The organism is Methylobacterium frigidaeris, from assembly GCF_022179185.1.
GTDB lineage: Bacteria > Pseudomonadota > Alphaproteobacteria > Rhizobiales > Beijerinckiaceae > Methylobacterium > Methylobacterium frigidaeris.
Map to the genome: position 1 here is coordinate 53,411 of NZ_BPQJ01000006.1, position 23,744 is coordinate 77,154.

General features: G+C 72.1%; 22 protein-coding genes. 12 read left to right on the forward strand and 10 right to left on the reverse strand.

Features of this window, described 5'->3' with window-relative positions; genetic code table 11:
- Positions 1–5 precede the first annotated feature (5 nt).
- The 5 genes from MFF64_RS38145 to dprA are packed head-to-tail and all read left to right on the forward strand — an operon-like array spanning position 6 to position 3,796.
- The gene (locus MFF64_RS38145) at positions 6–224 is read left to right on the forward strand and encodes a type II toxin-antitoxin system HicA family toxin (protein WP_099901134.1); all 219 of its coding nucleotides are present in this window, start codon (positions 6–8) and stop codon (positions 222–224) included.
- Positions 221–607, forward strand: a complete 387-nt coding sequence (locus tag MFF64_RS08275) for a type II toxin-antitoxin system HicB family antitoxin (protein WP_165795625.1) — start codon at positions 221–223, stop codon at positions 605–607. The genes MFF64_RS38145 and MFF64_RS08275 overlap by 4 nt, the downstream gene beginning before the upstream one ends.
- 45 nt (positions 608–652) lie before the next feature.
- Positions 653–1,954 carry a dihydroorotase gene (locus MFF64_RS08280; RefSeq protein ID WP_238190386.1) on the forward strand — a complete coding sequence of 434 codons (1,302 nt, stop codon included), beginning with the start codon at positions 653–655 and terminating at the stop codon, positions 1,952–1,954.
- Positions 1,954–2,553 carry a glycerol-3-phosphate 1-O-acyltransferase PlsY gene (plsY, locus tag MFF64_RS08285; RefSeq protein ID WP_238190388.1) on the forward strand — a complete coding sequence of 200 codons (600 nt, stop codon included), beginning with the start codon at positions 1,954–1,956 and terminating at the stop codon, positions 2,551–2,553. Before MFF64_RS08280 ends, plsY begins: the two co-directional genes overlap by 1 nt.
- Positions 2,554–2,608: 55 nt before the next feature.
- Entirely contained in the window at positions 2,609–3,796 is a 1,188-nt protein-coding gene (dprA, locus tag MFF64_RS08290) for a DNA-processing protein DprA (protein ID WP_238190391.1), read from the forward strand.
- A gap of 172 nt (positions 3,797–3,968) precedes the next feature.
- On the opposite strand, the gene MFF64_RS08295 is transcribed toward dprA, so the two are convergent.
- Together MFF64_RS08295 and MFF64_RS08300 are read right to left on the reverse strand one after the other, a co-directional pair.
- Complete coding sequence (locus tag MFF64_RS08295; protein ID WP_099903407.1) at positions 3,969–4,733, reverse strand: tRNA1(Val) (adenine(37)-N6)-methyltransferase; 765 nt, start codon at positions 4,731–4,733, stop codon at positions 3,969–3,971.
- Entirely contained in the window at positions 4,730–4,954 is a 225-nt protein-coding gene (locus MFF64_RS08300) for a putative signal transducing protein (RefSeq protein WP_099903409.1), read from the reverse strand. Before MFF64_RS08300 ends, MFF64_RS08295 begins: the two co-directional genes overlap by 4 nt.
- 205 nt (positions 4,955–5,159) lie before the next feature.
- On the opposite strand from MFF64_RS08300, the gene MFF64_RS08305 reads away from it, so the two are divergent.
- Positions 5,160–6,200, forward strand: a complete 1,041-nt coding sequence (locus MFF64_RS08305; RefSeq protein ID WP_099903411.1) for a polyprenyl synthetase family protein — start codon at positions 5,160–5,162, stop codon at positions 6,198–6,200.
- 12 nt (positions 6,201–6,212) lie between these two features.
- On the opposite strand, the gene MFF64_RS08310 is transcribed toward MFF64_RS08305, so the two are convergent.
- From MFF64_RS08310 to MFF64_RS08320, 3 genes are all read right to left on the reverse strand, one after another.
- The gene (locus MFF64_RS08310) at positions 6,213–8,057 is read right to left on the reverse strand and encodes a diguanylate cyclase (RefSeq protein WP_238190393.1); all 1,845 of its coding nucleotides are present in this window, start codon (positions 8,055–8,057) and stop codon (positions 6,213–6,215) included.
- A gap of 142 nt (positions 8,058–8,199) precedes the next feature.
- Positions 8,200–9,102 (reverse strand): 4-(cytidine 5'-diphospho)-2-C-methyl-D-erythritol kinase, encoded by a 903-nt coding sequence (locus tag MFF64_RS08315; RefSeq protein ID WP_238190519.1) that lies wholly within the window; start codon positions 9,100–9,102, stop codon positions 8,200–8,202.
- A gap of 87 nt (positions 9,103–9,189) precedes the next feature.
- On the reverse strand, positions 9,190–11,049 hold the full coding sequence (locus MFF64_RS08320; RefSeq protein WP_238190395.1) for a tetratricopeptide repeat protein: 1,860 nt from the start codon (positions 11,047–11,049) through the stop codon (positions 9,190–9,192).
- 312 nt (positions 11,050–11,361) lie between these two features.
- On the opposite strand from MFF64_RS08320, the gene MFF64_RS08325 reads away from it, so the two are divergent.
- The gene (locus MFF64_RS08325) at positions 11,362–13,383 is read left to right on the forward strand and encodes a methyl-accepting chemotaxis protein (protein WP_238190397.1); all 2,022 of its coding nucleotides are present in this window, start codon (positions 11,362–11,364) and stop codon (positions 13,381–13,383) included.
- A 237-nt stretch (positions 13,384–13,620) separates the two neighbouring features.
- Here the strand turns inward: MFF64_RS08325 and MFF64_RS08330 are convergent, their stop codons facing one another.
- The gene (locus MFF64_RS08330; protein ID WP_238190399.1) at positions 13,621–15,285 is read right to left on the reverse strand and encodes an electron transfer flavoprotein-ubiquinone oxidoreductase; all 1,665 of its coding nucleotides are present in this window, start codon (positions 15,283–15,285) and stop codon (positions 13,621–13,623) included.
- 195 nt (positions 15,286–15,480) lie between these two features.
- Between MFF64_RS08330 and MFF64_RS08335 the strand changes: the two genes are divergently transcribed.
- From MFF64_RS08335 to moaB, 3 genes are all read left to right on the forward strand, one after another.
- Complete coding sequence (locus MFF64_RS08335; RefSeq protein WP_099899898.1) at positions 15,481–16,413, forward strand: uracil-DNA glycosylase; 933 nt, start codon at positions 15,481–15,483, stop codon at positions 16,411–16,413.
- A 96-nt stretch (positions 16,414–16,509) separates the two neighbouring features.
- Complete coding sequence (gene ypfJ, locus MFF64_RS08340) at positions 16,510–17,409, forward strand: KPN_02809 family neutral zinc metallopeptidase (protein WP_099899900.1); 900 nt, start codon at positions 16,510–16,512, stop codon at positions 17,407–17,409.
- Entirely contained in the window at positions 17,409–17,987 is a 579-nt protein-coding gene (gene moaB, locus MFF64_RS08345) for a molybdenum cofactor biosynthesis protein B (RefSeq protein ID WP_099899902.1), read from the forward strand. The genes ypfJ and moaB overlap by 1 nt, the downstream gene beginning before the upstream one ends.
- On the opposite strand, the gene MFF64_RS08350 is transcribed toward moaB, so the two are convergent.
- Complete coding sequence (locus tag MFF64_RS08350) at positions 17,953–18,468, reverse strand: hypothetical protein (RefSeq protein WP_099899904.1); 516 nt, start codon at positions 18,466–18,468, stop codon at positions 17,953–17,955. The genes moaB and MFF64_RS08350 overlap by 35 nt on opposite strands.
- Before the next feature lie 117 nt (positions 18,469–18,585).
- Between MFF64_RS08350 and MFF64_RS08355 the strand changes: the two genes are divergently transcribed.
- Together MFF64_RS08355 and MFF64_RS08360 are read left to right on the forward strand one after the other, a co-directional pair.
- Positions 18,586–19,698, forward strand: a complete 1,113-nt coding sequence (locus MFF64_RS08355) for a PA0069 family radical SAM protein (RefSeq protein ID WP_099899906.1) — start codon at positions 18,586–18,588, stop codon at positions 19,696–19,698.
- Positions 19,699–19,922: 224 nt separating this feature from the next.
- A complete protein-coding gene (locus MFF64_RS08360; protein ID WP_165795528.1) occupies positions 19,923–20,495 on the forward strand; it encodes a GNAT family N-acetyltransferase in 573 nt (190 codons plus the stop codon).
- Here the strand turns inward: MFF64_RS08360 and MFF64_RS08365 are convergent.
- The 3 genes from MFF64_RS08365 to rnhB all read right to left on the reverse strand — a co-directional run bounded on the left by MFF64_RS08365 (position 20,464) and on the right by rnhB (position 23,691).
- Positions 20,464–21,360 carry a PCC domain-containing protein gene (locus tag MFF64_RS08365; RefSeq protein ID WP_238190401.1) on the reverse strand — a complete coding sequence of 299 codons (897 nt, stop codon included), beginning with the start codon at positions 21,358–21,360 and terminating at the stop codon, positions 20,464–20,466. The genes MFF64_RS08360 and MFF64_RS08365 overlap by 32 nt on opposite strands.
- A complete protein-coding gene (locus MFF64_RS08370; RefSeq protein ID WP_238190521.1) occupies positions 21,357–22,955 on the reverse strand; it encodes an acyl-CoA synthetase in 1,599 nt (532 codons plus the stop codon). Before MFF64_RS08370 ends, MFF64_RS08365 begins: the two co-directional genes overlap by 4 nt.
- 139 nt (positions 22,956–23,094) lie before the next feature.
- Positions 23,095–23,691: a ribonuclease HII gene (gene rnhB, locus MFF64_RS08375; protein ID WP_099905443.1), complete on the reverse strand. Its 597-nt coding sequence runs from the start codon at positions 23,689–23,691 to the stop codon at positions 23,095–23,097.
- Between the last annotated feature and the right edge of the window lie 53 nt (positions 23,692–23,744).

Sequence of the window (23,744 nt, forward strand, 5' to 3'; positions counted from 1 at the left end):
TTGACATGCCGCCGCGGGCCTTCGACCTTGACATCCAGGCGATCCAACGGCGCCTCGAACGCGAGGGGTGGAGGATCCGGCCCTCCAAGGGCCCGTACGACATTTACATGATGCCGGGACGCCCGCACGTCGCGGTGCCCCGGGGCCGCGGCAGCCTTCCGCCCGGGACAGCCCGGTCGATCGCGCGCAACGCCGGATGGCTGGACGGGAGCGAGGAGCCGTGACGGCGTATTTCGGCATACTGGAGAAGGAGCCCGGCACCCTGTGGGGGCTCTGGTTCCCCGACCTGCCGGGCTGCATCGCCGCCGGCGAATCGGCCGACGACACCCTGGCCCAGGCCGCCGAGGCATTAGGCCAGTGGGCGACCCTGGCGCGGGAGGACGGTGCCGCCCTTCCGGCGCCCCGCTCCATCGAAGTCCTGCGGTCTGATCCTGACGTCGCCGGCGCCCTTGCGGCGGGCCACGTCGCGGTCGCGGTGCGGCCGCCCGCCGACGAACTCGGCCTCGACGACGCCCAACTCCAGGCGGTCGACCGGGTTGCCGAGCGGCGAGGCCTGACCCGCAGCGGCCTCGTCCGCGCCCTGGTGCTCGACGAGATCGCCGGGTGAAACCCGCCCGCGGCTCCCATCCCGTCTTCTTCGTTCCGTAGGCCGATGCCCTCCTCCTGCCTCCTCCTCACCAACGCCCACCTGATCGACCCCGCCACCGGCCGCGAGGGCCCGGGCGCGGTTCTCGTCCGCGACCGGTCGATCGCCGACGTCCACTGGGGCACCCCCGCTTCCGTGCCCGAGGGCGCCGAGGTGATCGAGTGCGGCGGACAGGTGCTCACCGCCGGTCTCGTCGACCTGCGCGCCTTCGTGGGCGAGCCCGGGGCCGAGCACCGCGAGACCCTGGCGAGCGCCAGCGCCGCGGCCGCCGCCGGCGGCGTGACCACGCTGGTGTGCATGCCCGATACCAACCCGCCGATCGACGACCCGGCGATCGTCGACTTCGTGCTGCGCCGGGCGAGGGACACCGCCAGCACCCATGTCCTGCCGGCGGCCGCGATCACCAAGGGCCTCGCCGGCCAAGTGATGACCGAGTTCGGCCTGCTCACCGAGGCCGGTGCCGTCGCCTTCACCGACGGGCTCAAGGCGGTCACCAACGCCCAGGTGATGCGCCGAGCGCTCACCTACGCTCGCGATTTCGGCGTGCTGCTGATGCAGCACGTCGAGGAGCCGACGCTGGTCGGCGACGGGGTGATGAACGAGGGCGAGATGGCCTCGCGGCTCGGCCTGCACGGCATCCCGCGGGAGGCCGAGACGATCCTGCTCGAGCGCGACATCCGCCTCGTGCGCCTGACCGGCGGGCGCTACCACGCTGCGATGATCTCGTGTGCCGATTCGGTCGAGATCGTGCGGCGGGCCAAGGAGGCGGGCCTGCCGGTCACCTGCGGCGTGTCAGTCAACAACCTGGTGCTGAACGAGAACGACATCGGCCACTACCGCACGTTCTGCAAGCTCTCGCCGCCGCTCCGCACCGAGGCCGATCGCCAGGCGGTGGTGGCGGCACTCAACGAGGGCGTGATCGACGTCATCGTCTCCGATCACAACCCGCAGGACGTCGAGACCAAGCGCCTGCCCTTCGCCGAGGCCGCCGACGGGGCGCTCGGGATCGAGACGCTGCTCGCCGCCGCGCTCCGCCTGGTCCATGCCGGCGACATCGCGCTGCCGCGGCTGCTCGCCGCCCTCTCGGCCGCGCCGTCGCGGGTGCTCGGCCGCGAGACCGGGAGCTTGAAGCCCGGCGCCCCCGCCGACCTCGTGCTGATCGACGCGGACGCCCCGTACGTCCTCGACAAGCGCCAGCTGAAGTCGCGCTCGAAGAACTCGCCCTTCGACGAGGCGCGGCTGCAGGGGCAGGCCTCTCTCACCATGGTCGCCGGCCGCATCGTCCACCGTAGCGAGGAGACGCGCTGATGGCGCCGGACTGGACGCAGGTCGCCCTCTGGCTCGTCGTCGGCTACCTCTTCGGCGCGATTCCGTTCGGGCTGATCCTCACGCGCTTCGCCGGCCTCGGCGACGTGCGGGCGATCGGCTCGGGGAATATCGGCGCCACCAACGTGCTACGCACCGGTCGCAAGGGGCTCGCCGCCGCGACGCTGCTCGGCGATGCCCTGAAGGGCACCGCCGCGGTGCTGCTCGCCACCCGGCTCGGTGGGCAGGAAGCGGCGCTCGCCGCCGGCCTCGGCGCCTTCCTCGGCCACCTCTTCCCGGTCTGGCTCGGCTTCAAGGGCGGCAAGGGGGTCGCCACCTTCATCGGCGTGCTGCTCGGCCTGTTTCCCCTCGGAGTCCTGATCTTCGCCGTGGTCTGGCTCGGCCTCGCTGCCCTGCTCCGCTACTCCTCGGCCTCGGCGCTCGCCGCCTCCGCCGCCACTCCCGCCGCCCTGTGGGCCTTCGGGCAGGGGCGCCTCGCGGTGCTGTTCTGCGTGCTCGCCCTGCTGCTATGGTGGAAGCACGCGCCCAATATCCGCCGCCTCGCGGCGGGGACCGAGGGGCGCATCGGACAGAAGGGCTGAAGGTCTGACATCGGCCCTCACCCAAGGTTCGGCAGACCTTGAACGGGAGAGGGCCTTGCACCTCAGCGACGCGCAGCGCCTCGACTGGCTCCGGCTGATCCGCTCGGAGGGCATCGGCCCGCGCACCTTCCGGGGATTGGTCAACCGCTTCGGCGGCGCCGGCGCGGCGCTGAAAGCCCTGCCGGGCCTCGCCAAGGCCCGGGCCAAGCCGATCCGGATCACCACGAAGGCGGAGGCCGAGCGCGAGATCGCGGCGGCCGCCCGCCTCGGCGCCCGGTTCGTGGCGATGGGCGAGCCCGACTACCCCCTGCCGCTCCAGGCCACCGCCGATGCGCCGCCGCTGATCTGCCTGCGCGGCGATGCCGCCTGCCTGAAGCGGCCCGCCGTCGCCGTCGTGGGATCGCGCAACGCCTCGGCCGCCGGCCTCACCTTCACCGAGCGCCTGTCGCACGCGCTGGGCGCCGAGGGGCTGGTGATCGTCTCCGGGCTGGCCCGCGGCGTCGATGCCCGCGCCCACAAGGCGGCGCTCCAGAGCGGCACCGTCGCGGTCCTGGCCGGCGGGCACGACCGGATCTACCCGTCCGAGCACGAGGAGCTGGTCGCGCGCATCCTCGAATCCGGCGGCGCGGTCATCGCCGAGATGCCGATGGGCTGGGAGCCCCGCGGCCGCGACTTCCCGCGCCGCAACCGCATCATCTCGGGGCTCTCCCTCGGCACGATCGTGGTCGAGGCGGCGCGCCGCTCCGGCTCGCTCATCACCGCCCGCTTCGCCCTGGAGCAGGGCCGCGAGGTCTTCGCCGTGCCGGGCTCGCCCCTCGACCCCAGGGCCGAGGGCACCAACGACCTGATCCGCGACGGCGCCACGCTCTGCGCCGCCCCCGAGCACGTGATGGCGGTGCTGAGCCCGCTGATCGGCGGGCCGACGCCGGACACCGGGGCCGAGGACGCAGCGGACCGACCGGAGCCCGCGCTCTACTGGGACGAGATCGACTTCTCGGCCGAGCCGGTCACCGCCATGGCGGCCGAGCCGGCGCAGCGCTCCCTCGACGAGGTGTCCCCGCTTCCGGCGCAGCGCGACGACCGGACCATCCTGCTCGAACTCCTCGGGCCGTCGCCAGTGCCGGTCGATGCCCTGGCGCGACAGGCCGGGGTATCGGCGCGGGTGGTCCAGGGGTTGTTGATGGAACTCGAACTCGACGGGAAGATCTGGCGGCACCCGGGCGGGGCAGTGTCGCTGCGGTGATGCCGGCTCAGTGGAGGACTACCGGTGGCGAAATCCAGACCATCGCCCGTCACTCTGCTCAGCAAATCTGTCACTCACGGGGTCATTCCGGGGCAGCGTAGCAGAGCCCCGGAATGACGCGGCGGGTATGGCAGTCATGAGCGACCGAAAATCGGATGCGTCCGCAGGAATCTCATGGCGCTCCGCCCCGGTGCATCGCCTCCACCCGGTCCGTGAACCGCCCGTCCGGCCCGTGCAGCACCAGGGCCGGCGCCAGGGTGAACGGCGCCCGGCTGCCGCGCACGCCCGCCACCAGCACCCGGATCGCAGGCGAATCCGCCCGCGGCTGGACCGGCGTGACCCGGAGCGCGCCGAACCGGCCCGCCAGCGCGTCGAGGCAGGCGGGCAGCGCATCGGCCCGGTGGATCAGCACCAGCCGGCCGCCGGGGCGCAGCAGGTCGGCCGAGGTGCGCAGCCAGGCCTCCAGACCGCCGGGCTCGGAGAATCCATGCGCCGCCGCTCGGACCGCCACCGGAGAGGCGCGGTGCCGGCCGGCCTCGAAGAAGGGCGGGTTGGTCAGGAGCAGGTCGACGGAGTCGGGCAGGAGCCCCGCGGCTCGGCGCTCGCGGCCCGGCGCCGTCACGTCGGCCTCGATCACCCGGACGCGGGCGGCCAGCCCGTTCTCCTCCGCGTTGATGCGGGCGAGGTTCGCGGCTTCCGGATCGCGCTCGACCAGCATCACCCGCGCCTCCGGGCAGGAGCGGGCGACCGCGAGTCCGACCGCGCCGGCGCCGGCGCCGAGATCGCACACCGTCTCGCCGGCCTGCGCACCGGCAGCGGAGGCGAGCAGCACCGCGTCGGTCCCGGCCCGGTGGGCACCCCGCGGCGGCTGGCGCACGGTGAGCCGTCCTCCGAGCCAGGATTCGGCGATCGGCAGGACGTTCGTCGCGCCGCTCATGATTGACGGAGCTCGTGCGCGAGGCCCGCATCGGTGAGGATGCGCCGGGCTTGGCGGGCATGGTCCTCCGGCACCAGCAGCCGGCGCGGGAAGGCGCCGATCATCCCCTCCATCACGCTGATGTGGTTGTCGGCCACCAGCACCGGGATCTCGGCGCCGGCGAGAAGGGATTCAGCGAAGCCGATCAGGACGAGATCGTTGGTGCGGATCAGCTCGATCATGGTGCGGCACGCGGGTTCCTGCTCGGATCGCGGCGGCCATACCACACAAGCGCGCCGCTTGCGCCGCATCCCCAGGCCGCGTCACCCGCTTCAGGGCCTTGCGGCAGCTTGCGTGTTGCCGCCGGGGGCGCTCGCGTGCCAAAGGGGGCGGGAGTAGATCGAGGAGCCCCGCGGTTCGGGGCGGCTCTGAGGAGATCGCGCGGGCGTGGGCGTCGTACTTCCCCTTCAGGACAGACCCTCCGACCCGGAGGCCAGCCTCGACGCCCTGGTGGGGCTCGTGGCGGGCGGGATGGAGCGCGTCAACGCGATGATCCTGTCGCGCACCGGCTCCGACGTGACGATGATCCCGGAGGTTGCCAACCACCTCATCTCCTCGGGCGGCAAGCGCCTGCGCCCGATCCTGACCCTCGCGACCGCGTCCCTGGCAGGCTACGACCTCGCAAAGGGCAGAGAAGCCGACGGCGACGTGAAGCTCGCTGCCAGCGTCGAGTTCATGCACACCGCGACGCTCCTGCACGACGACGTCGTCGACGAGAGCGACATGCGCCGCGGCAAGGTGGCGGCGCGGATCAAGTGGGGCAACGAGGCCAGCGTCCTCGTCGGCGACTTCCTGCTCGGCCAGGCCTTCAAGATGATGGTCGAGGTCGGCTCGCTGCGCGCCCTCGACATTCTCTCGTCGGCCGCCTCGGTGATCGCCGAGGGCGAGGTGATGCAGCTCACCGCCGCCCGCAGCACCGAGACCACCGAGGACGAGTACCTGGCGGTGATCCGGGCGAAGACCGCCGAATTGTTCGCCGCCGCCTGCGAGGTCGGCCCGGTCATCGCCGAGCGGCCGAAGGCCGAGATCGCCGCCTGCCGCAGCTACGGCATGAATCTCGGCATCGCCTTCCAGCTCGTCGACGACGCCCTCGATTACGGCGGCACCAGCGCCGATCTCGGCAAGAACGTCGGCGACGACTTTCGCGAGGGCAAGATCACCCTGCCGGTGGTCCTGTCGTTCCGCCGCGGCAGCGACGAGGAGCGGGCGTTCTGGCGCCGCACCCTGGAGCGCCAGGAGATCGAGGAGCCCCGCGACCTCGACGCCGCGATCGCGATCATGCGCCGCCACCGCGCCCTCGAGGACACGATCGAGCGCGCCCGCCACTACGGCGCCATGGCCAAGGACGCGCTGGCGCTCTTCCCGGCCTCGCCGATGAAGCAGGCGCTGCTGGAAGCGGTGGATTTCTGCATCGCGCGGGCGCGCTGAGGCGCGCCCGCACTATCCGGCGCTCGCGTCCTCGCGCGCCGGCAGAGTGTCGGCCGACAGCACGACCCGGTTGCGACCGGCCCGCTTGGCCTCGTAGAGAGTCGCGTCGGCGACCCGCATCACCTCCTGCAGGGTCCGGCCCGAGCCCGGATAGGCGGCGACCCCGATCGAGACCGAGATGCGCGGCAGGTCGCTCTCGGCGTAGCGGATCGTCATGGCCTCGACGTCGCGCCGGATCATCTCGGCCACCGCGACCGCGTCGGGCGCGGCGGTGCCGGGCATCAGGATCAGGAATTCCTCGCCGCCGAAGCGGCAGGCGACGCCGGTGGGCGCAGAACCCCGTTGCAGGACCTCGCTCACCGCCCGCAGGACGGTGTCGCCGGCATCGTGGCCGAAATTGTCGTTGAACGCCTTGAAGTGGTCGACGTCGACCGAGAGCAGGCTCACGGTCGCGCCCAGGCGCTGCGCCCGCTGGACCTCGCTGCGCCCGCGCTCCAGCAGGTAGCGCCGGTTGTAGAGGCCGGTGAGTACGTCGCGGATCGACTGGTCGCGGAGCTGCTCGCGCAGCGTCATGTTGGCGATGGCGAGCGCGATGTGCTCGGCCGCGAGGATCCCGAGCCGCCGGCTCTCGGCGAAGGCGGCGGCGTCGCACCGATCCGCCGAAGCGTGGGCGAGGTGCAGGAGCCCGATCGTCTCGCCGTGGGCGAGGATCGGCAGGCAGCAGTAATGCCGCGCGGCCGGATCGGGCACGTGGCTGCAACGGAACTCGACGGGGTTGGCGCCGTGGACGTAGAGCCGCCCGCGCCGCAGGCCCCAGCAATCGTCGGGGTGAATGGTCTCGGGGCCCTCGGCATCGTTCCAGGACCCGGCCAGGTCGAGGGTGTCGCGCGAGCCGGAATAGACGTAGAGCGCGCCGCGGCAATCCGGGATCAGGCGGGACAGAACCGTCGAGACCATGCGGCAGAGTTCCTCCTCCGACTTCGCCGACTGGAGCCAGTCGCTGGTCTGGGAGAGTGTGCGGCGCTCGGCCTCGCTCTTCTGCCCGTGCTGCATGTTGGTGCGCAGCCGCTCGAGATGGGCGGCGATGCGGCCGAACTCGCGGCGGTCGTCGGACAGGCCGTCCGGCTCGGTGGCATCACCCACGGCCATCCGCTCCAGGCTCGCCGCGACCTTGGCCAGCGGGCCCGTCACCCGGCCGACGAAGAAGAGGCCGAGACCGAGGCTGAGTACCGGGATCGCCGCGGCCGTCGCGGCCAGGACGAGAATGACGAGCCCGAGCCGCGCATCGGCTGCCGCGAGCCTGTCCGTCGTGCCGGACTCGACTCCCCGCATCACGGCGCTCAAGGTGCCGACCAGCTCGCCGTAAGGGTTCGAGGTGGCGACGTTCACCAGCTCGTTCAGCCGCCCGATCGCCTCGTTCAGCGGCGCGGCCTCCGTCCGCAGCCCGAGGAGGGAGGCCGGACCCAGCGCCTCCTGAGCCTTCAGGTAGTCCTGCCACCGCCCTTCCAGGGTGGGCAGGAACGCTGCGGACGTATGACCCTCCACGAGGATCGCCTTGATCGACGCGAAGGCGGCGTCGACGCGCGCCCGGGACCGCACTGCCTGCCAATCGACCTCGTCGCGCTGGTTGCGGTCGATCGAGAAGGCCGCCTTGACGGCGTTGATCCGCACCCGCGACATGGCGTCGCCCAAGTCGTGCAGGGCCCGGATCATCCGGACGTCGGCGGCGATGGGCCGGGCGGCCTCGGCCCGGATCCGGGAGAGCCCCACCAGCGCAAAGCCCGCCGCCACGACGGCGACCAGGGCCAGGACCGCGAGCCAGGCCAGCAACGGCGTTCGCAGGGTGCGGGAAGACATGACCTCGTCCGTCGGAGCGCCTCGCCCAACGCTGCGTCAGCAGCCGTCGGCAGTCCTCTTAGACTGGATCATCCTTCCTTGATAACCGGTTGACCACAATCGATCCGCGCGAGCCGATCTCGCCTCCGCGGGCGAGCCGCGCTCAGCGCAGCAGCGTCGCCCGCACCCACCAGCCCGGCTGGGCCGCCGCGATCGCCCGCGCCGCCCGTGACGCCGCAGAGCGGTGACCGAACAGCCCGAACACCGTCGCGCCGGACCCCGACATCCGGGCGAGCCGGCAATCCGCCTGGTCGCGCAGGGCCGCGAGGGTGTCGCCGATCACCGGCGCGACCGTGAGGGCAGGGGCCTCGAGGTCGTTGCGGGCCGGGGCGATGCGGGCGATCAGCGCGTCGAGACCGTTGGTGCCGTCGATCTCCGGATGGGTCTCGGCGGCCAGGGGATGCGCCTCGCCGACCTTGAGCCCGAGGGCGCGGAAGACCGGCGCCGTCTCGACCGCCACGCCGGGATTGATCAGCACCGCCGGCACGGGCGGCAGGGCCAGCGCCGGACCGACCGCCTCGCCGGCGCCGCGCATCATCCGGGCCCGCGGCTCGAGGCAGACCGGCACGTCGGCGCCGGTGCGGCGCGCCGCCGCCATCAGGGCCGGATGATCGGGCGCGAGACCGTTGAGGCGGCCGAGGAGCCGCAGGGCCCCTGCCGCGTCGGACGAGCCGCCGCCGATCCCCGCCGCGACCGGCAGGCGCTTCACGAGGTGGAACCGACCGGCCTTCAACCCCGGCAGCTCCGCGGCGAGGTGGCGGGCCGCCCGCATCACCAGGTTGTCGTCGGTCGGACCTGCGGGACCCGCGGTCGGGCCGGTGACCACGAGAGCGAGGACCGGCCCCGGCTCCAGCGTCAGGAGGTCGCCCGCACCTGAACCCGCGAAGACGACCAGGCTCTCCAGGGCGTGATAGCCGTCGCCGGGACGCCGGCCGAGGACGTGCAGGGTCAGGTTGATCTTGGCGGGCGCGCGGGTCGCCAAGGAAGACGGGGCGAGGGAAGTCACAGTCACGTCTCTCGAACGGCTAAGGGGCGCGGCGCCTGTCCGGCACCGCGCCCGCGATATCATCGCGAACTTGGGAGGAGAGGGGCGTCAGCCCCCGCTCTTCGTCTCCGTGCCCATTGCCGGCGGCTCGGTCGGGGCCGGGGCGCCCTTCGGCATCTCGGGCTGGGGCGCGGGCTGGCTGTCGGCGGTGGCGGCGGGCTTCTCCAGCTCCGGCAGCCCGTCCTTCAGCTTGGCCTCGATCTTGACCAGATCCTCCGGCTCGGGGTTCAGGTCCTTGGCGTGCTGCCACTGGAACTTGCCCTCGAGCCTCCGGCCGCTGCGCCAGTAGGCGTCGCCGAGGTGGTCGTTGATGGTGGGATCGCCGGGCTTCAGCTCGATCGCCTTCTCCAGCTCGCGCACCGCGTCGTCCCAGCGGCCGAGGCGGTAATAGGCCCAGCCGAGGCTGTCGATGATCATGCCGTCGCGCGGCTGCAGGTCGACCGCCTGCTTGAGCATGCGGAAGGCCTCGTCGATGTTCTGGTTCTGGTCGACCCAGGAATAGGCGAGGTAGTTCAGCACCTGGGCGCGGCCGTTGGGCTGCGTCGCCGGCACCAGCTCCAGGGCCTTCTTCAGGTCAGCCTCGGCCTTCGGCCACTCCTTGGCGCGCTCGTAGGACGTGCCGCGGAAGTAGTACAGGGTCCAGTAGTTGCGCGCCGGCTGATCGCCGATCAGGTCGATCGCCTTGGTGTAGGTCTGGGCCGACTCGGCGTACTTCTTGCGCGAGCGCTGGACGTTGCCGAGCGCCGAGATCACGTCGATGTCGTTGGGATAGGTCTTTGCGACCTGGTCGAGGTGGGCGATCGCCTCCTCGCCCTTGCCCATCTGCTCGAGATTGAGGCCGATCTGAATGTCGGCATTGAGCTTCAGCGGCGAGGTCGCCGGCATGCGGGCGAAGACCTCGTTCGCCCGGTCGGGCGCCTTCATCCGCTCGAGGGTATCGGCGAGCGTCAGGAGCGCCAGCGAGTGCTCGGGGGCGAGGTAGAGGGCAAGGCGCAGGTACACCACCGCCGGCAATTCGTCGCCCTGCGAGGTCCCGGCCGAGCCGAGGCCGTAGAGCACCTCCGCGGCGCCCTCCTGGGCCGAGCCGATCAGGGGGGTGAGCGGCTTGCCGGCCTTCAGCTTGTCGAGGGCGTCGCGCACGATCGGGTGGCGCGGCAGGACGTTGTCGAATTCCTGGTAGGCCGCCACCGCGAGGTCGGGCCGGCCGGATTCGGCCTCGAAGCGGCCGTAGGCATCGACGATGCGCAGGGTGTTGCGGTCGGAATCGTAGGCCGATTTCAGCCGCCGCTCCGCCTCGACCTTGTCGCCGACCAGTGCCGCGATCAGGCCCGCATGGTAGTCGCGGAAGACGTTGTAGTAGCGCTCGCCCTTGAGCTTGTTGATCGTCTCGAGCGCCTTCTTGCCCTCGCCGGCGCCGGCATAGGACCAGGCGGTGAGCAGGGTCGACGTCAGGTCGGCGGCCGCACCCTTGCCGCCGCGCTGCAGGTTCTGACGCGCCGCGGCGAATTGCTTGGCCTTGATCTTCTGCACCCCGAGGGCGAGCTGGGCGAGGCCGTTGGCCCCGTCCCGCGCCGTCAGGCGCTCGGCGGCGCGGAACGCCTCCGGCAGCGAGCCGTCGGCGAGGAGCGCCACGAAGGAGCGTTCGAGCAGCTCGGCGTTGCGCGGATCGCCCTTCACCGCCTCGCGGTAATAGGTGGCGGCGGCGGCCGTGTCGCGGGAGGCGCCGGCGATGTAGGCGGCGAGGAAGTTGCCTTCCAGCGAATCAGCCGGCTCGTAGGCCTGCGGGGCCGTGATCTCCCGCGCCGGCAGTCGCGCCGCGAGGGCCGGCGCCGTCGAGGCGGCGAGGAGGAGGGCCAGCGCGGCGCGCGCAACACCGCGGCGGGGGGCGGGGATTCGGGTCTTGAGCACCAAACTCGTGGCTCCGTGATCGTGCCGGCCGCGGCGCCAGCGCGCGAAATCGGCGCGACATTGGACCCTGCGCGGGGCAGCGGCAAGACCAAACGGCGGCGGCGATGTGTCGGAGCCTGCCGCCGGGGTTGGCGGGGCGAGCCGCTTGCACGGGGCGATGGGCGGTCACGCCGTCGCCCGGGCCCGAACTTGTAAGATCTATCTTAAACAATCGCTGCGACCGATGTCGAACGCTGATCAAGTCGACCGCCAGAGTTGTCGAACATGTCGCTACGTAGACAAATATTCCTTATCTTGGGCCTGATCGGCTGCTTGCTGGTCTGGCTGGCGGGTTATCAGGTCGCCGATGCCTGGAACCGGGCCGAGGTCATGCGGCGGGCGGCGGACGCCAACCGGGTGACCGACGGGCTCGGTGCCGCCGCCGCGTCGCTCGCGGCCGAGCGGGGATTGACGAATGGCTGGCTCGCCAAGCCGCCTGCGGCCGCGGAACGCCCGGCCCTGGTGCGCGTGCGCGAGGAGGGCGACCGTCAGCTCGCGGCTGCCCTGGAGGCTCTGCGGCAGGACGGAGCGGTGTCGAAGGCGGCGGCCGCCCTCGGCGAGGCGCGCCAGGACCTCGCGGCCCTGCGCCGGCGGGTCGACCACGTCCTCGCCGGCACGCCCGATCCCGACCTCACGGCGTCCTGGTTTCCGGCCGCGACCGGCGTGATCGCCCGCGAGCAGGCGCTGTTCGACGCGGTGCGGGCCGGCATCACCGGCTCGGTGCCGGGCGCGATCCATCACGGCCTCGACGTCAAGCGCGCCCTGTGGGACGCGAGCGAGTTCGCCGGGCGCGAGCGCGGCCGGCTCAACGCGGCGATCGCCGGGCGACAAGCGCTCGCCATCGAGCAGGTCCGCGCCCTGGCGGGCCTCGGCGGGCGCGTCGATGCCGCGCTCGCGCAGGCCCGCGCCTCCGAGCCGGCCCTCTCGGCGGAGTTCCGGGACGCGCTGGCGGCGGCCTCCCGCCGGGTCGAGGCGTTCGAGGCGACCCGCACGGCGGTCCTCGGGGCCGGGGCCGCGAGCCGGCCCTACCCGATCGCCGCCGAGGAATGGTTCCGCCAGGCGAGCGACGTCATCACCGGCATTGCCCAGGCGAGGGCGGCCGCCACCGCCTCGCTCGACGCCATCGTGGCGGCGGAGAGCCGGGCCAGCGAGAGCTGGCTCCTCGCCTCGCTGGCGATCCTCGCCGGCGCCTGCGCGGCGGTCGGCGGCGGTGCGCTCATGCTGGTGCGCGGGGTGACCGGGCCGCTCGCCCGGATGATCGAGGCGATGCGCCGCCTCACCGCCGGCGACTTCGCCGGCGACTTGGCGGTCACGGTACCGGCGGCCTCGTCCCGCAGCGAGATCGGCGCGATGGCGGCGGCGATGGTGGGCCTGCGCGACAGCCTCGCCCGGGCCGCCGCCCTGGAGCAGGAGGCGGCCTCCACCCGCGCCGGGGCCGAGGCGCAGCGCCGGGCGGCTTTGCGCGAGCTCGCGGACCGGTTCGAGGGCTCGGTCGGCGGCGTCCTCGCCGCGGTGACCGCCGCGGCGGCCGAGATGGAGGCCACCGCCCGCGGCATGAGCGAGATCGCCGGCCGCACCGCCGACCAGAGCACCAGCGTCGCCGCCGCCGCCGAGGAGGCCTCCTCGAACGTCGCCACCGTCGCGGCGGCGGCGGGTCAGCTCGGCGCCTCGGTGCATGAGATCGGCCGCCGGGTCGGCTCCTCCGCCGAGATGGCCCAGAGCGCGGCCGCGACGGCCGGCGAGACCGCCCGCCTCGTCCACGAGCTGCGCCAGGGCGCGACGAAGATCGGCGACGTGCTCGGACTCATCTCTTCGATCGCCGCCCAGACCAACCTGCTGGCGCTCAACGCCACGATCGAGGCGGCCCGGGCAGGCGCTGCGGGCCGCGGCTTCGCGGTGGTCGCCGCCGAGGTCAAAGCCCTCGCCGGCCAGACCGGCCGGGCGACGGCCGAGATCGCCGACCAGATCGCCCGCATCCAGGGCTCGACCGAGCAGGCGGTCGCGGCGATCGGCGGCATCGCCGGGCAGATCGGCGAGATCAGCTCAGCCAGCACCGCCATCGCGGCGGCGGTGGAGGAGCAGGGCGCGGCGACCCAGGAGATCGTCCGCAACGTCTCGGAGGCCGCCAAGGGCACCGGCGAGGTGACGGGCAGCGTCGTCGAGGTCGCGGGTGCCGCCGACGAGACAGGCGCGGCGGCGAGCCAGGTCTTGTCTGCGGCGAGCGAGCTGTCGCGCCAGTCCGAGCACCTGCGCGGGGAGGTGGGGCGGTTCCTCAAGACGGTCAGGGCGGCGTGAGACTCGGTTCCCAAGGGCCTTTCGCGACCCGGTCATCGAACCCTCCGGGTCATCCCGGGGCCCGCCGCAGGCGAGAGCCCGGGATCCAGAACCGCAGATGACGCAGAACCGGGCGGCATGGCGGCCCCTTCTTTCTGAACCATCAGCGGCTCTGGATTCCGGGCTCCGCTTTCGCGGCCCCGGACTGACCCTGTGACTTCGAAACGGGGTGGGCCCATGAAAAGGCCCCCTTCGTCCTTACATATTCACGTAATTCGGACCGCCCGGACCTTCCGGCGTCACCCAGTTGATGTTCTGGTTCGGATCCTTGATGTCGCAGGTCTTGCAGTGGACGCAGTTCTGCGCGTTGATCTGGTAGCGCGGCGCACCACCCTCCTCGATCCATTCGTAGACCCCGGCCGGGCAGTAGCGGCTGGAAGGCCCGCCGAACACGTCGTGCTCGGAGGATTTCTGCAGGCCCATATCCTTGACCTGGAGGTGGACCGGTTGGTCCTCCTCGTGATTGGTGTTCGAGAGGTAGACCGACGAGAGACGGTCGAAGGTCAGCACCCCGTCGGGCCTCGGATACTTGATCGGTGTCACGTCCTTGAGCGGCTTGGTGCAGGCATAGTCCGGCTTGCCGTGGCTCAGCGTGCCGAACAGCGACAGGCCGGCGAGCTCGTTGAGCCACATGTCGAGGCCGCCCAGACCCACGCCGACGAGGGTGCCGTACTTCGACCACAACGGCTTGACGTTGCGTACCCGCTTCAGGTCGTAGCCGATCGGGCTCGAGCGCCAGCCCTCCTCGTAAGCAGTCAGCTCGTCCTGGGCCCGGCCGGCGACGAGCGCCTCGTGGATCGCGCCCGCGGCCTGCATGCCGGAGAGCACCGCATTGTGCGAGCCCTTGATCCGCGGCACGTTGACGAAGCCGGCGGAGTCGCCGACGAGGCAGCCGCCGGGGAAGACGAGCTTCGGCACCGATTGCCAGCCGCCCTCCATGATCGCCCGGGCGCCGTAGCCGATGCGCTTGGCGCCCTCGAACACGTCCCGGATCATCGGGTGGGTCTTGAAGCGCTGGAACTCCTCGAACGGCGACAGGGTCGGGTTCTCGTAGTTCAGGTGCGTCACGAATCCGACCGAGACCAGGTGATCGTCGAAGTGATAGAGCCAGGAGCCGCCGCCGGCCTTGTTCGGCAGCGGCCAGCCCATCGAGTGCTGCACCAACCCCGGCCGAAACTTCTCCGGCCTGACCTGCCACAGCTCCTTCACGCCGAGGCCGTACTTCTGATGGTCGGAATGCTGGTTGAGGCGGTAGCGATCGATCAGCTTCTTCGTCAGAGAGCCGCGGGCGCCCTCGCCGAACACCGTGTACTTGGCGCGCAGCTCCATGCCGCGGGTGAAGTCGTCCCGCGCCTCGCCCGAGCGGGCGACACCGAGATCGCCGGTGGCGACGCCGACCACCGCGCCCGAATCGTCGTAGAGGATCTCGGCGGCCGGGAAGCCCGGATAGATCTCGACGCCGAGCTCCTCCGCCTTGCGGCCGAGATACTTCGTGACGTTGGAGAGCGAGCCCACGAAGTTGCCGTGGTTGCTCATCAGCTTCGGGAAGGCGACGTTCGGCAGGCTGATGCCGCCGGCCGGCCCGAGGAACATGAACTCGTCCTTCACCACCTCGGTCTTGAGGGGGCGGTCCGGATCCGCGCGCCAATCCGGAATCAGCTTGTCGAGGCCGCTCGGGTCGATGACGGCGCCCGACAGGATGTGCGCGCCGACCTCGCTGCCCTTCTCGACCACCACGACCGAGACCTCGGTGCCGGCCTCGGCCGCGAGCTGCTTGAGCTGGATGGCGGCAGCCAGCCCGGCCGGGCCCGCTCCGACGATCACCACGTCGAAGTCCATCGCCTCGCGTTCCGGCAGCTCCATCCTGGTCCTCCCCTGGTCTCGCAATAGTTCACATATAAACGATCTCGGGCCGCCTCAAGCGGTTCCGGCGGCCGGACCGTGCGACGGCGTGTCCCCGGGCGCAAGCGGCGGCGCTCAGGCCTCGCGCGCGAGAATGCCTGTGCGCGTCATGTCGCGCCTGTTGTCCACAGCCGCGCGGCACGCCACATCATACATATGATTCCCGACGCTCCGGACAGCCGCGACCTTCTCTCCTTCCTCGACTTCCACGTCGCGGCGGGCGTCGACGCCGCGCTGGACGAGACGCCGCACGACCGCTTCGCCGAACCGGAGGCGCCGCGCCGTGCTGCCCGGGAGGCGGCCGAGCCCGAGGCACCTGCCAGCCGCGCGCCGCCGGCGGAGCCGGTACGCGCTGCCCCGCCGCGGCAGGAGGCGTCCCGGCAAGAGCCCCCCGGCCAAGAGAGCCCCCGCCAAGACGCCTCTCGTGCGGAGACGCCCAGTACCTACGGCCGTTCCGCCGCCGCAGCTCCCGGCGAGGCCGCGGGCGACGCGCGCGAGCTCGCCGCCACCGCCGCGAGCCTGGAGGATCTGGAAGGCCTGCTCGCCCGGTTCGAGAGCTGCGCGCTCCGCTTCACCGCCAAGAACCTCGTCTTCGCCGACGGCAACCCGCAGGCGCGGGTGATGTTCGTCGGCGAGGCGCCGGGCGCCGACGAGGACCGGATCGGCAAGCCGTTCATGGGCCGCTCGGGCCAGCTCCTCGACCGGATGATGGCGGCGATCGGGCTCGACCGCTCCAACGCCTATGTGGGCAACGTCGTGCCCTGGCGCCCGCCGGGCAACCGCAACCCGACCCCGCAGGAGATCGCGACCTGCAAGCCGTTCATCGAGCGGCAGATCGCGCTCGCCGATCCCGACATCCTGGTCTGCCTCGGCGGCGTCGCGACGCAGTCGCTCGCCGGCACCAAGGACGGCATCCTCAAGTCCCGCGGCCGCTGGTTCCCCTACCGGACCGGGCGACGCGAGATCCGGCTGCTCGCCACCCTGCACCCGGCCTACCTGCTGCGCCAGCCGCTGCAGAAGCGTCTCGCCTGGCGCGACTTTCGCGCCCTGCGGACCGCCCTCGACGAGGGCGAGCGGCAGCGCCCCTAAGCGGAACCGTGCCGGCTCCCATCGATTACTCTTGAGCCTCAGACCTGCGCCGCGTAGCCGTCGCGGCCTGAGGCACGGGCCAACGGGTAGCTGAGCATGCGCTGGGAAGATTTTCGCACCTCCGACAACGTCGAGGACCGCCGCGGCGAGGGCGGAGGCGGCGGGTTCGGCTTCCCCGGAGGCGGTGCCGGCGGCCTCGGCATCGGTACCATCGTGATCCTGTGCATCATCGGCTGGGTCACCGGCATCAACCCGGCGATCCTGATCGGCGGCGCCGAGACCGTGACGCGCCAGCGCGCCCCGCAGGAGCAGCAGGGCCAGCAGCCCGACCGGCGCACCGGCGCCCCCTCCGACCAGACCGGCAAGTTCGCCGCCGCGATCCTCGGCAACACCGAGGACGTGTGGAGCCAGGTGCTGCCGAACCAGACCGGGCGCCAGTACACCCCGACCACGATGGTGCTCTATACCGGCGGCACCCGCAGCGGCTGCGGCCAGGCCCGGGCCGCGATGGGGCCTTTCTACTGCCCGCTCGACAAGAAGGTCTATCTCGACACCTCCTTCTTCAAGGAGATGGAGCAGAAGTTCCGCGTGAAGGGTGATTTCGCCTACGCCTACGTCATCGCCCACGAGGTTGGCCACCACGTCCAGGACGTGCTCGGCATCCTGCCCAAGGTGCAGCGCAAGCAGCAGCAGGTCGGCGAGCGCGAATCGAACGCCCTCTCGGTCCGCGTCGAGCTGATGGCCGATTGCCTCGCCGGCGTGTGGGCGAAGAACTCGGACGACCGCTTCAAGGCCCTGGAGCCCGGCGACATCGAGGAGGCGATGCAGGCGGCGAGCGCCATCGGCGACGACCGGCTGCAGAAGCAGAGCCAGGGCTACGTCGTGCCGGATTCCTTCACCCACGGCTCCTCGGCCCAGCGCATGCGCTGGTTCCAGACCGGCTATCGCAGCGGCCAGACCCAGTCCTGCGACACCTTCCGGGCCTCGCAGCTCTGATGGCCGGCCTCGACCAAGCCCGCGCCTTCGTGCCGCTCGGCATCGCGGTGCTCACCGTCTCGGACACCCGCACCCTGGCGGACGACCGCTCGGGCGACACCCTGGTCGAGCGCCTGGGACGCGCGGGGCACCGCCTCGCCGCCCGGGCGATCGCGCCGGACGAGGTCGAGGCGATCCGCGGGCAGGTGCGTGCCTGGGCGGCGGATCCGGGGGTGGATGTCGTCATCACCACCGGCGGCACCGGCTTCACCGGCCGCGACGTGACGCCGGAGGCGCTGGAACCGTTGTTCGAGAAGCGGATGGACGGGTTCTCCGCCGTGTTCCACCGCATCTCCTACGACAAGATCGGCACCTCGACCCTGCAATCGCGGGCCACCGCCGGGGTGGTGAATGCAACCTACGTGTTCGTGCTGCCGGGCTCGCCCGGGGCCTGCCGGGACGCCTGGGACGGCATCCTGGCGGCGCAGCTCGATTACCGGCACCGGCCGTGCAACTTCGTCGAGATCATGCCGCGCCTCGACGAGCACCTGAAGCGCGGGGCTGCTAGCCCCGCACCAGCGCCCCCCGCAGGGGCCTGACCGGCAGGCGGGCCTTGAGCGGCAGGCCCGCCCGCAGGGCCTGCACCCGCACGAGGTCGCCGGCCCGCACCTGCCGGGTGCCGGTCAGCGCCTCGCGCCGTCCGGCGATCCGTTCGAAGAGCGGTGCGTGCGGGCGGCGGAGGCGGCCGACCGCCTCAGTGGTCGTCGTGGCGCCGAACCGGTCGAGCGCCCGGATCCAGCCCTCCGTCGGCACGTCCCCGGCCTCCAGGCACAGCATCCAGGGCCGGCGCGCCAGTCCGGCCGCCGCCACCCACGGGCTGCGACCCCGCGCCACCAGGGCCGCCCCGGTGCTCTCCGCCATGGTGCCGACCTCCGGGTCGTCCGGATGCGCCGCGGCGATCACCGCATCGCCCACCACACCCGCCGCGACGCCGGCCACGAGAGCCGCCAAGGTGTCGGCGAGGGCGTCGATGCGATCCGGATCGATCGCGCCGGGGAGATGGATGACTGCCGTGAACATGATCGCGCCATAGCGGATAGCGGGCGGCGCGTCCTGCCTCGATCGTTGGCATTTACATGCCACTTGCGCTTGTTCCCGTTTTGTTCAAAGCTCGGCCGCGATCGCGGAGGGGCAGGAATGGAATCGGGATGCGGGCGGACGGCGCGCCGCCTTGCCGAGTCGACCCCGGCGGCGGAATCCCGTCGCGGGCGCGGCGCCACCGCCAACCCGACCGGCCGGTTCGAGCCGGCCACGCGCGAGGCCTTCGCGGATGGCTGGGAACTCGAGGACGAGCTGCCGCCCCTGCGCACGGAGGTGACGCTGGAGCGGGCGCGCAGCATCATCACCCGCAACGATTCTCCCGATATCGGCTTCGACCGCTCGATCAACCCGTATCGCGGCTGCGAGCATGGCTGCGTCTACTGCTTCGCCCGGCCGAACCACGCCTATGCGGGCTTGTCGCCGGGGCTGGACTTCGAGACCAAGCTCTTCGCCAAGCCCGACGCGGCTTTGCTCCTGGAGCGCGAGCTCTCGGCCCGGGGCTACGGAGCCCGCACCATCGCGCTCGGCACCGCCACCGATCCCTACCAGCCGATCGAGCGGCGCTACCGTCTCACCCGCGGCGTGCTCGAGGTCCTGGCGCGCTTCCGCCACCCGGTCGGCATCGTCACCAAGTCCGACCTCGTGCTGCGCGACCTCGACATCCTGAAGCCCATGGCGGCCGAGGGCCTGGTGAAGGTCGCGCTCTCGGTCACCACCCTCGACCCCGACCTCGCCCGCCGGATGGAGCCCCGCGCCCCGCGGCCCGAGAAGCGTCTGGCGGCGATCCGGACGCTGGCGGAGGCCGGGGTGCCCGTGATGGTGCTGGTGGCGCCGCTGATCCCGGGCCTCAACGACCACGAGATCGAGGCGGTGCTCGCTCGCGCCCGCGAGGCGGGCGCGAGCGAGGCCGGCGGCGTCCTCCTGCGGCTGCCGCACGAACTCGCCGACCTGATGCGCGACTGGTTTTCGGAGCACTACCCCGACCGGGCCGGGCGCACCTTCTCGCTCCTCAGCGAGGCCCGCGGCGGCAAGGTCTACGATGCGACGTTTGGGCGGAGGTTCACCGGGACGGGCGCCTACGCGGATCTCCTCGACCAGCGGATGCGCGTGGCGATGACCCGGCTCGGCTATCCGGCGGAGCGGGTGCGATTGCGGACCGATCTGTTCCGGGTGCCGGTGGGGGTAGGCGGGCAGTACAGTCTGTTCTGAAGCGAGACAGGCATCGCCTGACGAGGCGCAAGGGCTCCCCTCGCCTCATCGGGAAGCGACTGTCCGGCCAAAGAAAGGCGCGGGATCCCCTCTCCCGTGCGGGAGAGAGGAGGCATGCGCCCCGTTCTTTCTCCAAACAGCCTCACGATCGGCAAGAGGACGGGATGTGTGCCTCCCTTCAAGATGTGCGTTTCCTTTGGGGAAATCACCGCTACTCTGCCGCCATGACCGTCCAGCCCCCTCCCACCCTCGACACCCCCCGCCTCCACCTGCGCCTCGTCGCGCCCGAGGACGCGGAGGCGACCAGCGCGATGATGACCCCGGCGGTGAGCCGGTGGCTCGCCTCCTGGCCGATGCCGTTCACCGTCGCGATGGCGCGGGAGCGGATCGCCATGGCGCGCTCCCTGGCGGCGACCGGGCAGGCGCTGTCCCTCGCCGTGACCGCCCACGGAGACGGCGCGCTTCTCGGCTGGATCATGCTCCACCGGACCCGCGACGATCCACGGACCGCCACCCTCGGCTACTGGCTCGGCGAGGCGCATCACCGCCGCGGCACCCTGCGCGAGGCGGCCGCGGCTCTGCTCCCGGTCGCCGCCGCGTGGCTCGACGTCGACCGGATCGAGGCCAGCGCCCATCCGGAGAATGCCGGCTCCTTCGCGGTGATGCGGGCCTGCGGCATGAGCTTCCGGCGCGAGGCGGTGATCCACGCCCCTTCCCGCAACCGCGACGAACTGGTGCACGTCTACGCCGTCGAGCGCGACGCGCTCACCCTGCCGCCAGGCACAGCTCGAAGGTGATGCAGGCGGCGTTGGCGCCGCGGAGCAGGACCCCCTCGTGGATGTCGCCGGCGACGTCCACCACCGCGATGTCGAGATGCGCGACCAACGCACCGGCCGGCCCCGGCCGCACGGTCCCGTCGCGGATCAGCACCTCGCTGGCATCCGTCGGGATCACCCGCCCGTCGGCGAAGGCCGGCCGCACGATGCTGCCGATGCCGCGCACCCGTGCCACGGCGAGGCCGTGTGCCTGGCAGGCGGCCTCGATCGCCGCGTGGACCTCCTCGTTCGGCTGGATCTTCAGGAGCAGGCAGCCCGATCCCGCTTCCCCCAAAGGAGCCGGCACCAAGGGAGCCGGGGTGAAGAGCGGGAAGTTGGTCTCGGCATCCGGCACGACCCGCCACGCCGCACCGGCCGTGCCCCAGGCCTCGGCCCGGACGGGCTCGGCGACGACCACCTCCGCCGGCAGCAGGTGGCCGGCGCGGCGGCGCCCATCGGCCTCGATCCAGGTGCCGTGGACGTGGAGGAAGGCCGCGCCCTCGCGCTCGCCGAAGGTGGCGGTTGCCCGTTCCAGCCGGGTCTCGCCCGCCGGCCGGAAGGTCTCGCTGTAATAGGCGGCGAAGCGCGGATCCGAGGAGAGGGCCGGCATCACGTAGGCGAAGGGCGCGAAGCTCCCGCCCGAGAGATGCACCACGCCGCCCCGCAACCCGGCCTCGGCGAGCGGCCCGGCGACGGCGTCGAGGAGCGTGCGTCCCGGCGCCAGGTCGAAGGTGCGATGGAGGAGGGCGCCGCGGGCGGCGAGCCAGCGCTCGGGCCGCACGGGTCCGGGCTGGGCGAGGGTGGCGAAAGGCGGTGGCTCCTCGGGCCGGGTCGGGGACGCGCTCACCCTTGCGCCCTCTCGCCCAGCAGGCCCGCCGCCTCCAGCTCCTCCCGGACCATCTTCTTGGTGATCTTGCCGTAGCCGGATTTCGGCAGCGAGTCGCGCAGGATGACTCGCCGGGGCAGCTTGTAGCGGGCGACCTTGTCGAACAGGAACGCCATCACGTCCTCCTCGGAGAGCGTCATGCCCTCCCGGGGCACGCAGACCGCGATGCCGATCTCGCCCCAGGTCGGGTCCGGCACGCCGAGCACCGCCGTCTCGGCCACCGCCGGATGGGCCAGGATCTTCTCCTCGATCTCCCGCGGGTAGATGTTCGAGCCGCCCGAGATGTACATGTCGGAGGCGCGGCCGGTGATGTACAGGAACCGCTCCTCATCGAGATAGCCGAGGTCGCCGGTGCGGAACCAGCCGTCGCGAAACGCCTCGGCATTGGCCTTCGGGTTCTCCCAGTAGCCGGCGAACACTGCCGGGCCACAGACGCAGATCTCGCCGGCCTCGCCCGGGGCGACCTCGCGCCCCTCCGGGTCCTGGATCTGCACCTGCATGCCGGTGCGCTCGAAGCCGCAGGTGCCGATCTTCACCCCCGGCCCGTCCTCCGCCTCGTGCAGGGCGGGGGGCAGCACCGTGATGTTGCCGGTGACCTCGCCGAGGCCGAAATACTGCACGATCACCTTGCCGAGGGTGCGCAGGGCCCGCTTCTGGTCCTCGCGGTACATCGGGGCACCGGCATAGATGATGTAGCGCAGGAACGAATGGTCGTGCGCGTCGACCGCCGGGTGCTCGACCATCATCTTCAGGATCGTCGGCACCGTGAACATGTTGGTGATGCGGTGGCGCGCCACCAGGCCCCAGACTTCCGCCGCGTCGAAGCGCTCGGACGCCGGCAGCACCGAGGTCACCGCACGGGCGATCTGCGCCACCGCGTGCACACCGGCCCCGTGCGAGAGCGGCGCCACCACCAGGGAGGCGTCGGTCTCCGAACTCGTGCCCGGCATCAGGTCGCAGAGGTGGTTGGTGATCACGAAGGCCATCTGGCCATGGGTCAGCACCGCAGCCTTCGGCTTGCCGGTGGTGCCGGAGGTGTAGAAGAACCAGCACGGATCGTCGTGCTCGACCGCCGCGTTCGCCACGCCCGCGCCCGCGCCCTCCGCCACCACGTCCTCGTAGGCCTCGCCCTCGGCCGGGCCCTCGCCGATCACGACGACCCGGTTCAGGTCCGGGCAGGCGGCGCGCACGGCGGCGACGTGGTCGGGGTAGTCGGCATGGCACAGGAAGGCGGTCGCGCCCGATTGCTGCGCGAGGTAGGCGACGTCGCCCGGCATCAGCCGGAAATTCGTCGGCACGAACACCGCGCCGAGCCGGAACGCCGCGACCATGATCTCCAGGATGGCGTTGCCGTTGCGGGCATGGACCAGCAGCCGGTCGCCCTTGGCGATCCCGCGCCGGCCGAGCGAAGCGGCGAGCGCCGACACCCGGGCGTCGAACTGGCCCCACGTCCAGCTCCGCTCGCCCCACACGATGGCCGGGCGGTCCGGGTGACGCGCGGCGGCCTGGGTGAGGGAATGGGCGAGGTTCATCACCCGGCGCGACATTGGGGTCATCATCGGGCAGCCCTCGGGGTCGTGGTGCTCACGTCGGTCTTCCTCCCTGGCGGCGCCGGCCGTTCGGCTCGTGCGCGCGTCGCGGGAGCTTACGACGTTCCGGGCGGGAAGCGGAAGCGCGGGACGCGCATGCGCCGACTCACCCCTTGCGAGACTTGAAGCTGAGCCGGTGGTGCCGGGTGAGGCCGAGGCTCGCCATCGCCGACCGGTGCAAGGCGGTGCCGTAGCCGACGTTGCGCTCCCAGGCATAGGCCGGGTGGCGCAGGGCCAGCGCCCGCATCAGCCGGTCGCGCACCACCTTGGCGACGATCGAGGCGGCGGCGATCTGCGGCACCAGCCGGTCGCCGCCGACGAGCGCGCGGCAGGGCAGGGGCAGGCCGGGCGGCACGTCGCGCCCGTCCACCGCCACCTCCGCGTCGATCCCGAGGCGTCCGACCGCGCGGCGCATGGCGTCGAGGGTGGCGGCTCGCACGTTGATCCGGTCGATCAGGTCGCGGGAGGCGCCGGCGAGCGCCACCCGCCCGGCAGCCTGGATCCGCGGTGCCAGGCGCTCGCGTGTGGCGGCGTCGAGGCGCTTGCTGTCGTCGAGGGCATTCAGCAGGTCGCCCGGCAGGGCGGCGGGGTCGAAATGCACCGCCGCCACGATCACCGGGCCGCAGAGCGCGCCGCGGCCGACCTCGTCGCAGCCGGTGAGGATGGGGTAGCGGGCGGCGTGGCGGGCATCGAACGGGCGCATCGCGCAGATGTGCGGTCGTCCCGGTTTCGAAATTCCTCCCAGTACAATCGGTG

Bases quoted from the DNA above. Each gene is read 5' to 3' on its own strand.
- moaB (WP_099899902.1), top strand. From the start codon at position 17,409: ATGGCCGGCCTCGACCAAGCCCGCGCCTTCGTGCCGCTCGGCATCGCG.
- plsY (WP_238190388.1), top strand. From the start codon at position 1,954: ATGGCGCCGGACTGGACGCAGGTCGCCCTCTGGCTCGTCGTCGGCTAC.
- MFF64_RS08335 (WP_099899898.1), top strand. From the start codon at position 15,481: ATGATTCCCGACGCTCCGGACAGCCGCGACCTTCTCTCCTTCCTCGAC.
- MFF64_RS08370 (WP_238190521.1), bottom strand. From the start codon at position 22,955: ATGACCCCAATGTCGCGCCGGGTGATGAACCTCGCCCATTCCCTCACC.
- rnhB (WP_099905443.1), bottom strand. From the start codon at position 23,691: ATGCGCCCGTTCGATGCCCGCCACGCCGCCCGCTACCCCATCCTCACC.
- MFF64_RS08295 (WP_099903407.1), bottom strand. From the start codon at position 4,733: ATGAGCGGCGCGACGAACGTCCTGCCGATCGCCGAATCCTGGCTCGGA.
- MFF64_RS08300 (WP_099903409.1), bottom strand. From the start codon at position 4,954: ATGATCGAGCTGATCCGCACCAACGATCTCGTCCTGATCGGCTTCGCT.
- ypfJ (WP_099899900.1), top strand. From the start codon at position 16,510: ATGCGCTGGGAAGATTTTCGCACCTCCGACAACGTCGAGGACCGCCGC.
- MFF64_RS08355 (WP_099899906.1), top strand. From the start codon at position 18,586: ATGGAATCGGGATGCGGGCGGACGGCGCGCCGCCTTGCCGAGTCGACC.
- MFF64_RS08360 (WP_165795528.1), top strand. From the start codon at position 19,923: ATGACCGTCCAGCCCCCTCCCACCCTCGACACCCCCCGCCTCCACCTG.
- MFF64_RS08330 (WP_238190399.1), bottom strand. From the start codon at position 15,285: ATGGAGCTGCCGGAACGCGAGGCGATGGACTTCGACGTGGTGATCGTC.
- MFF64_RS08310 (WP_238190393.1), bottom strand. From the start codon at position 8,057: ATGTCTTCCCGCACCCTGCGAACGCCGTTGCTGGCCTGGCTCGCGGTC.
- MFF64_RS08280 (WP_238190386.1), top strand. From the start codon at position 653: ATGCCCTCCTCCTGCCTCCTCCTCACCAACGCCCACCTGATCGACCCC.
- MFF64_RS08350 (WP_099899904.1), bottom strand. From the start codon at position 18,468: ATGTTCACGGCAGTCATCCATCTCCCCGGCGCGATCGATCCGGATCGC.
- MFF64_RS38145 (WP_099901134.1), top strand. From the start codon at position 6: ATGCCGCCGCGGGCCTTCGACCTTGACATCCAGGCGATCCAACGGCGC.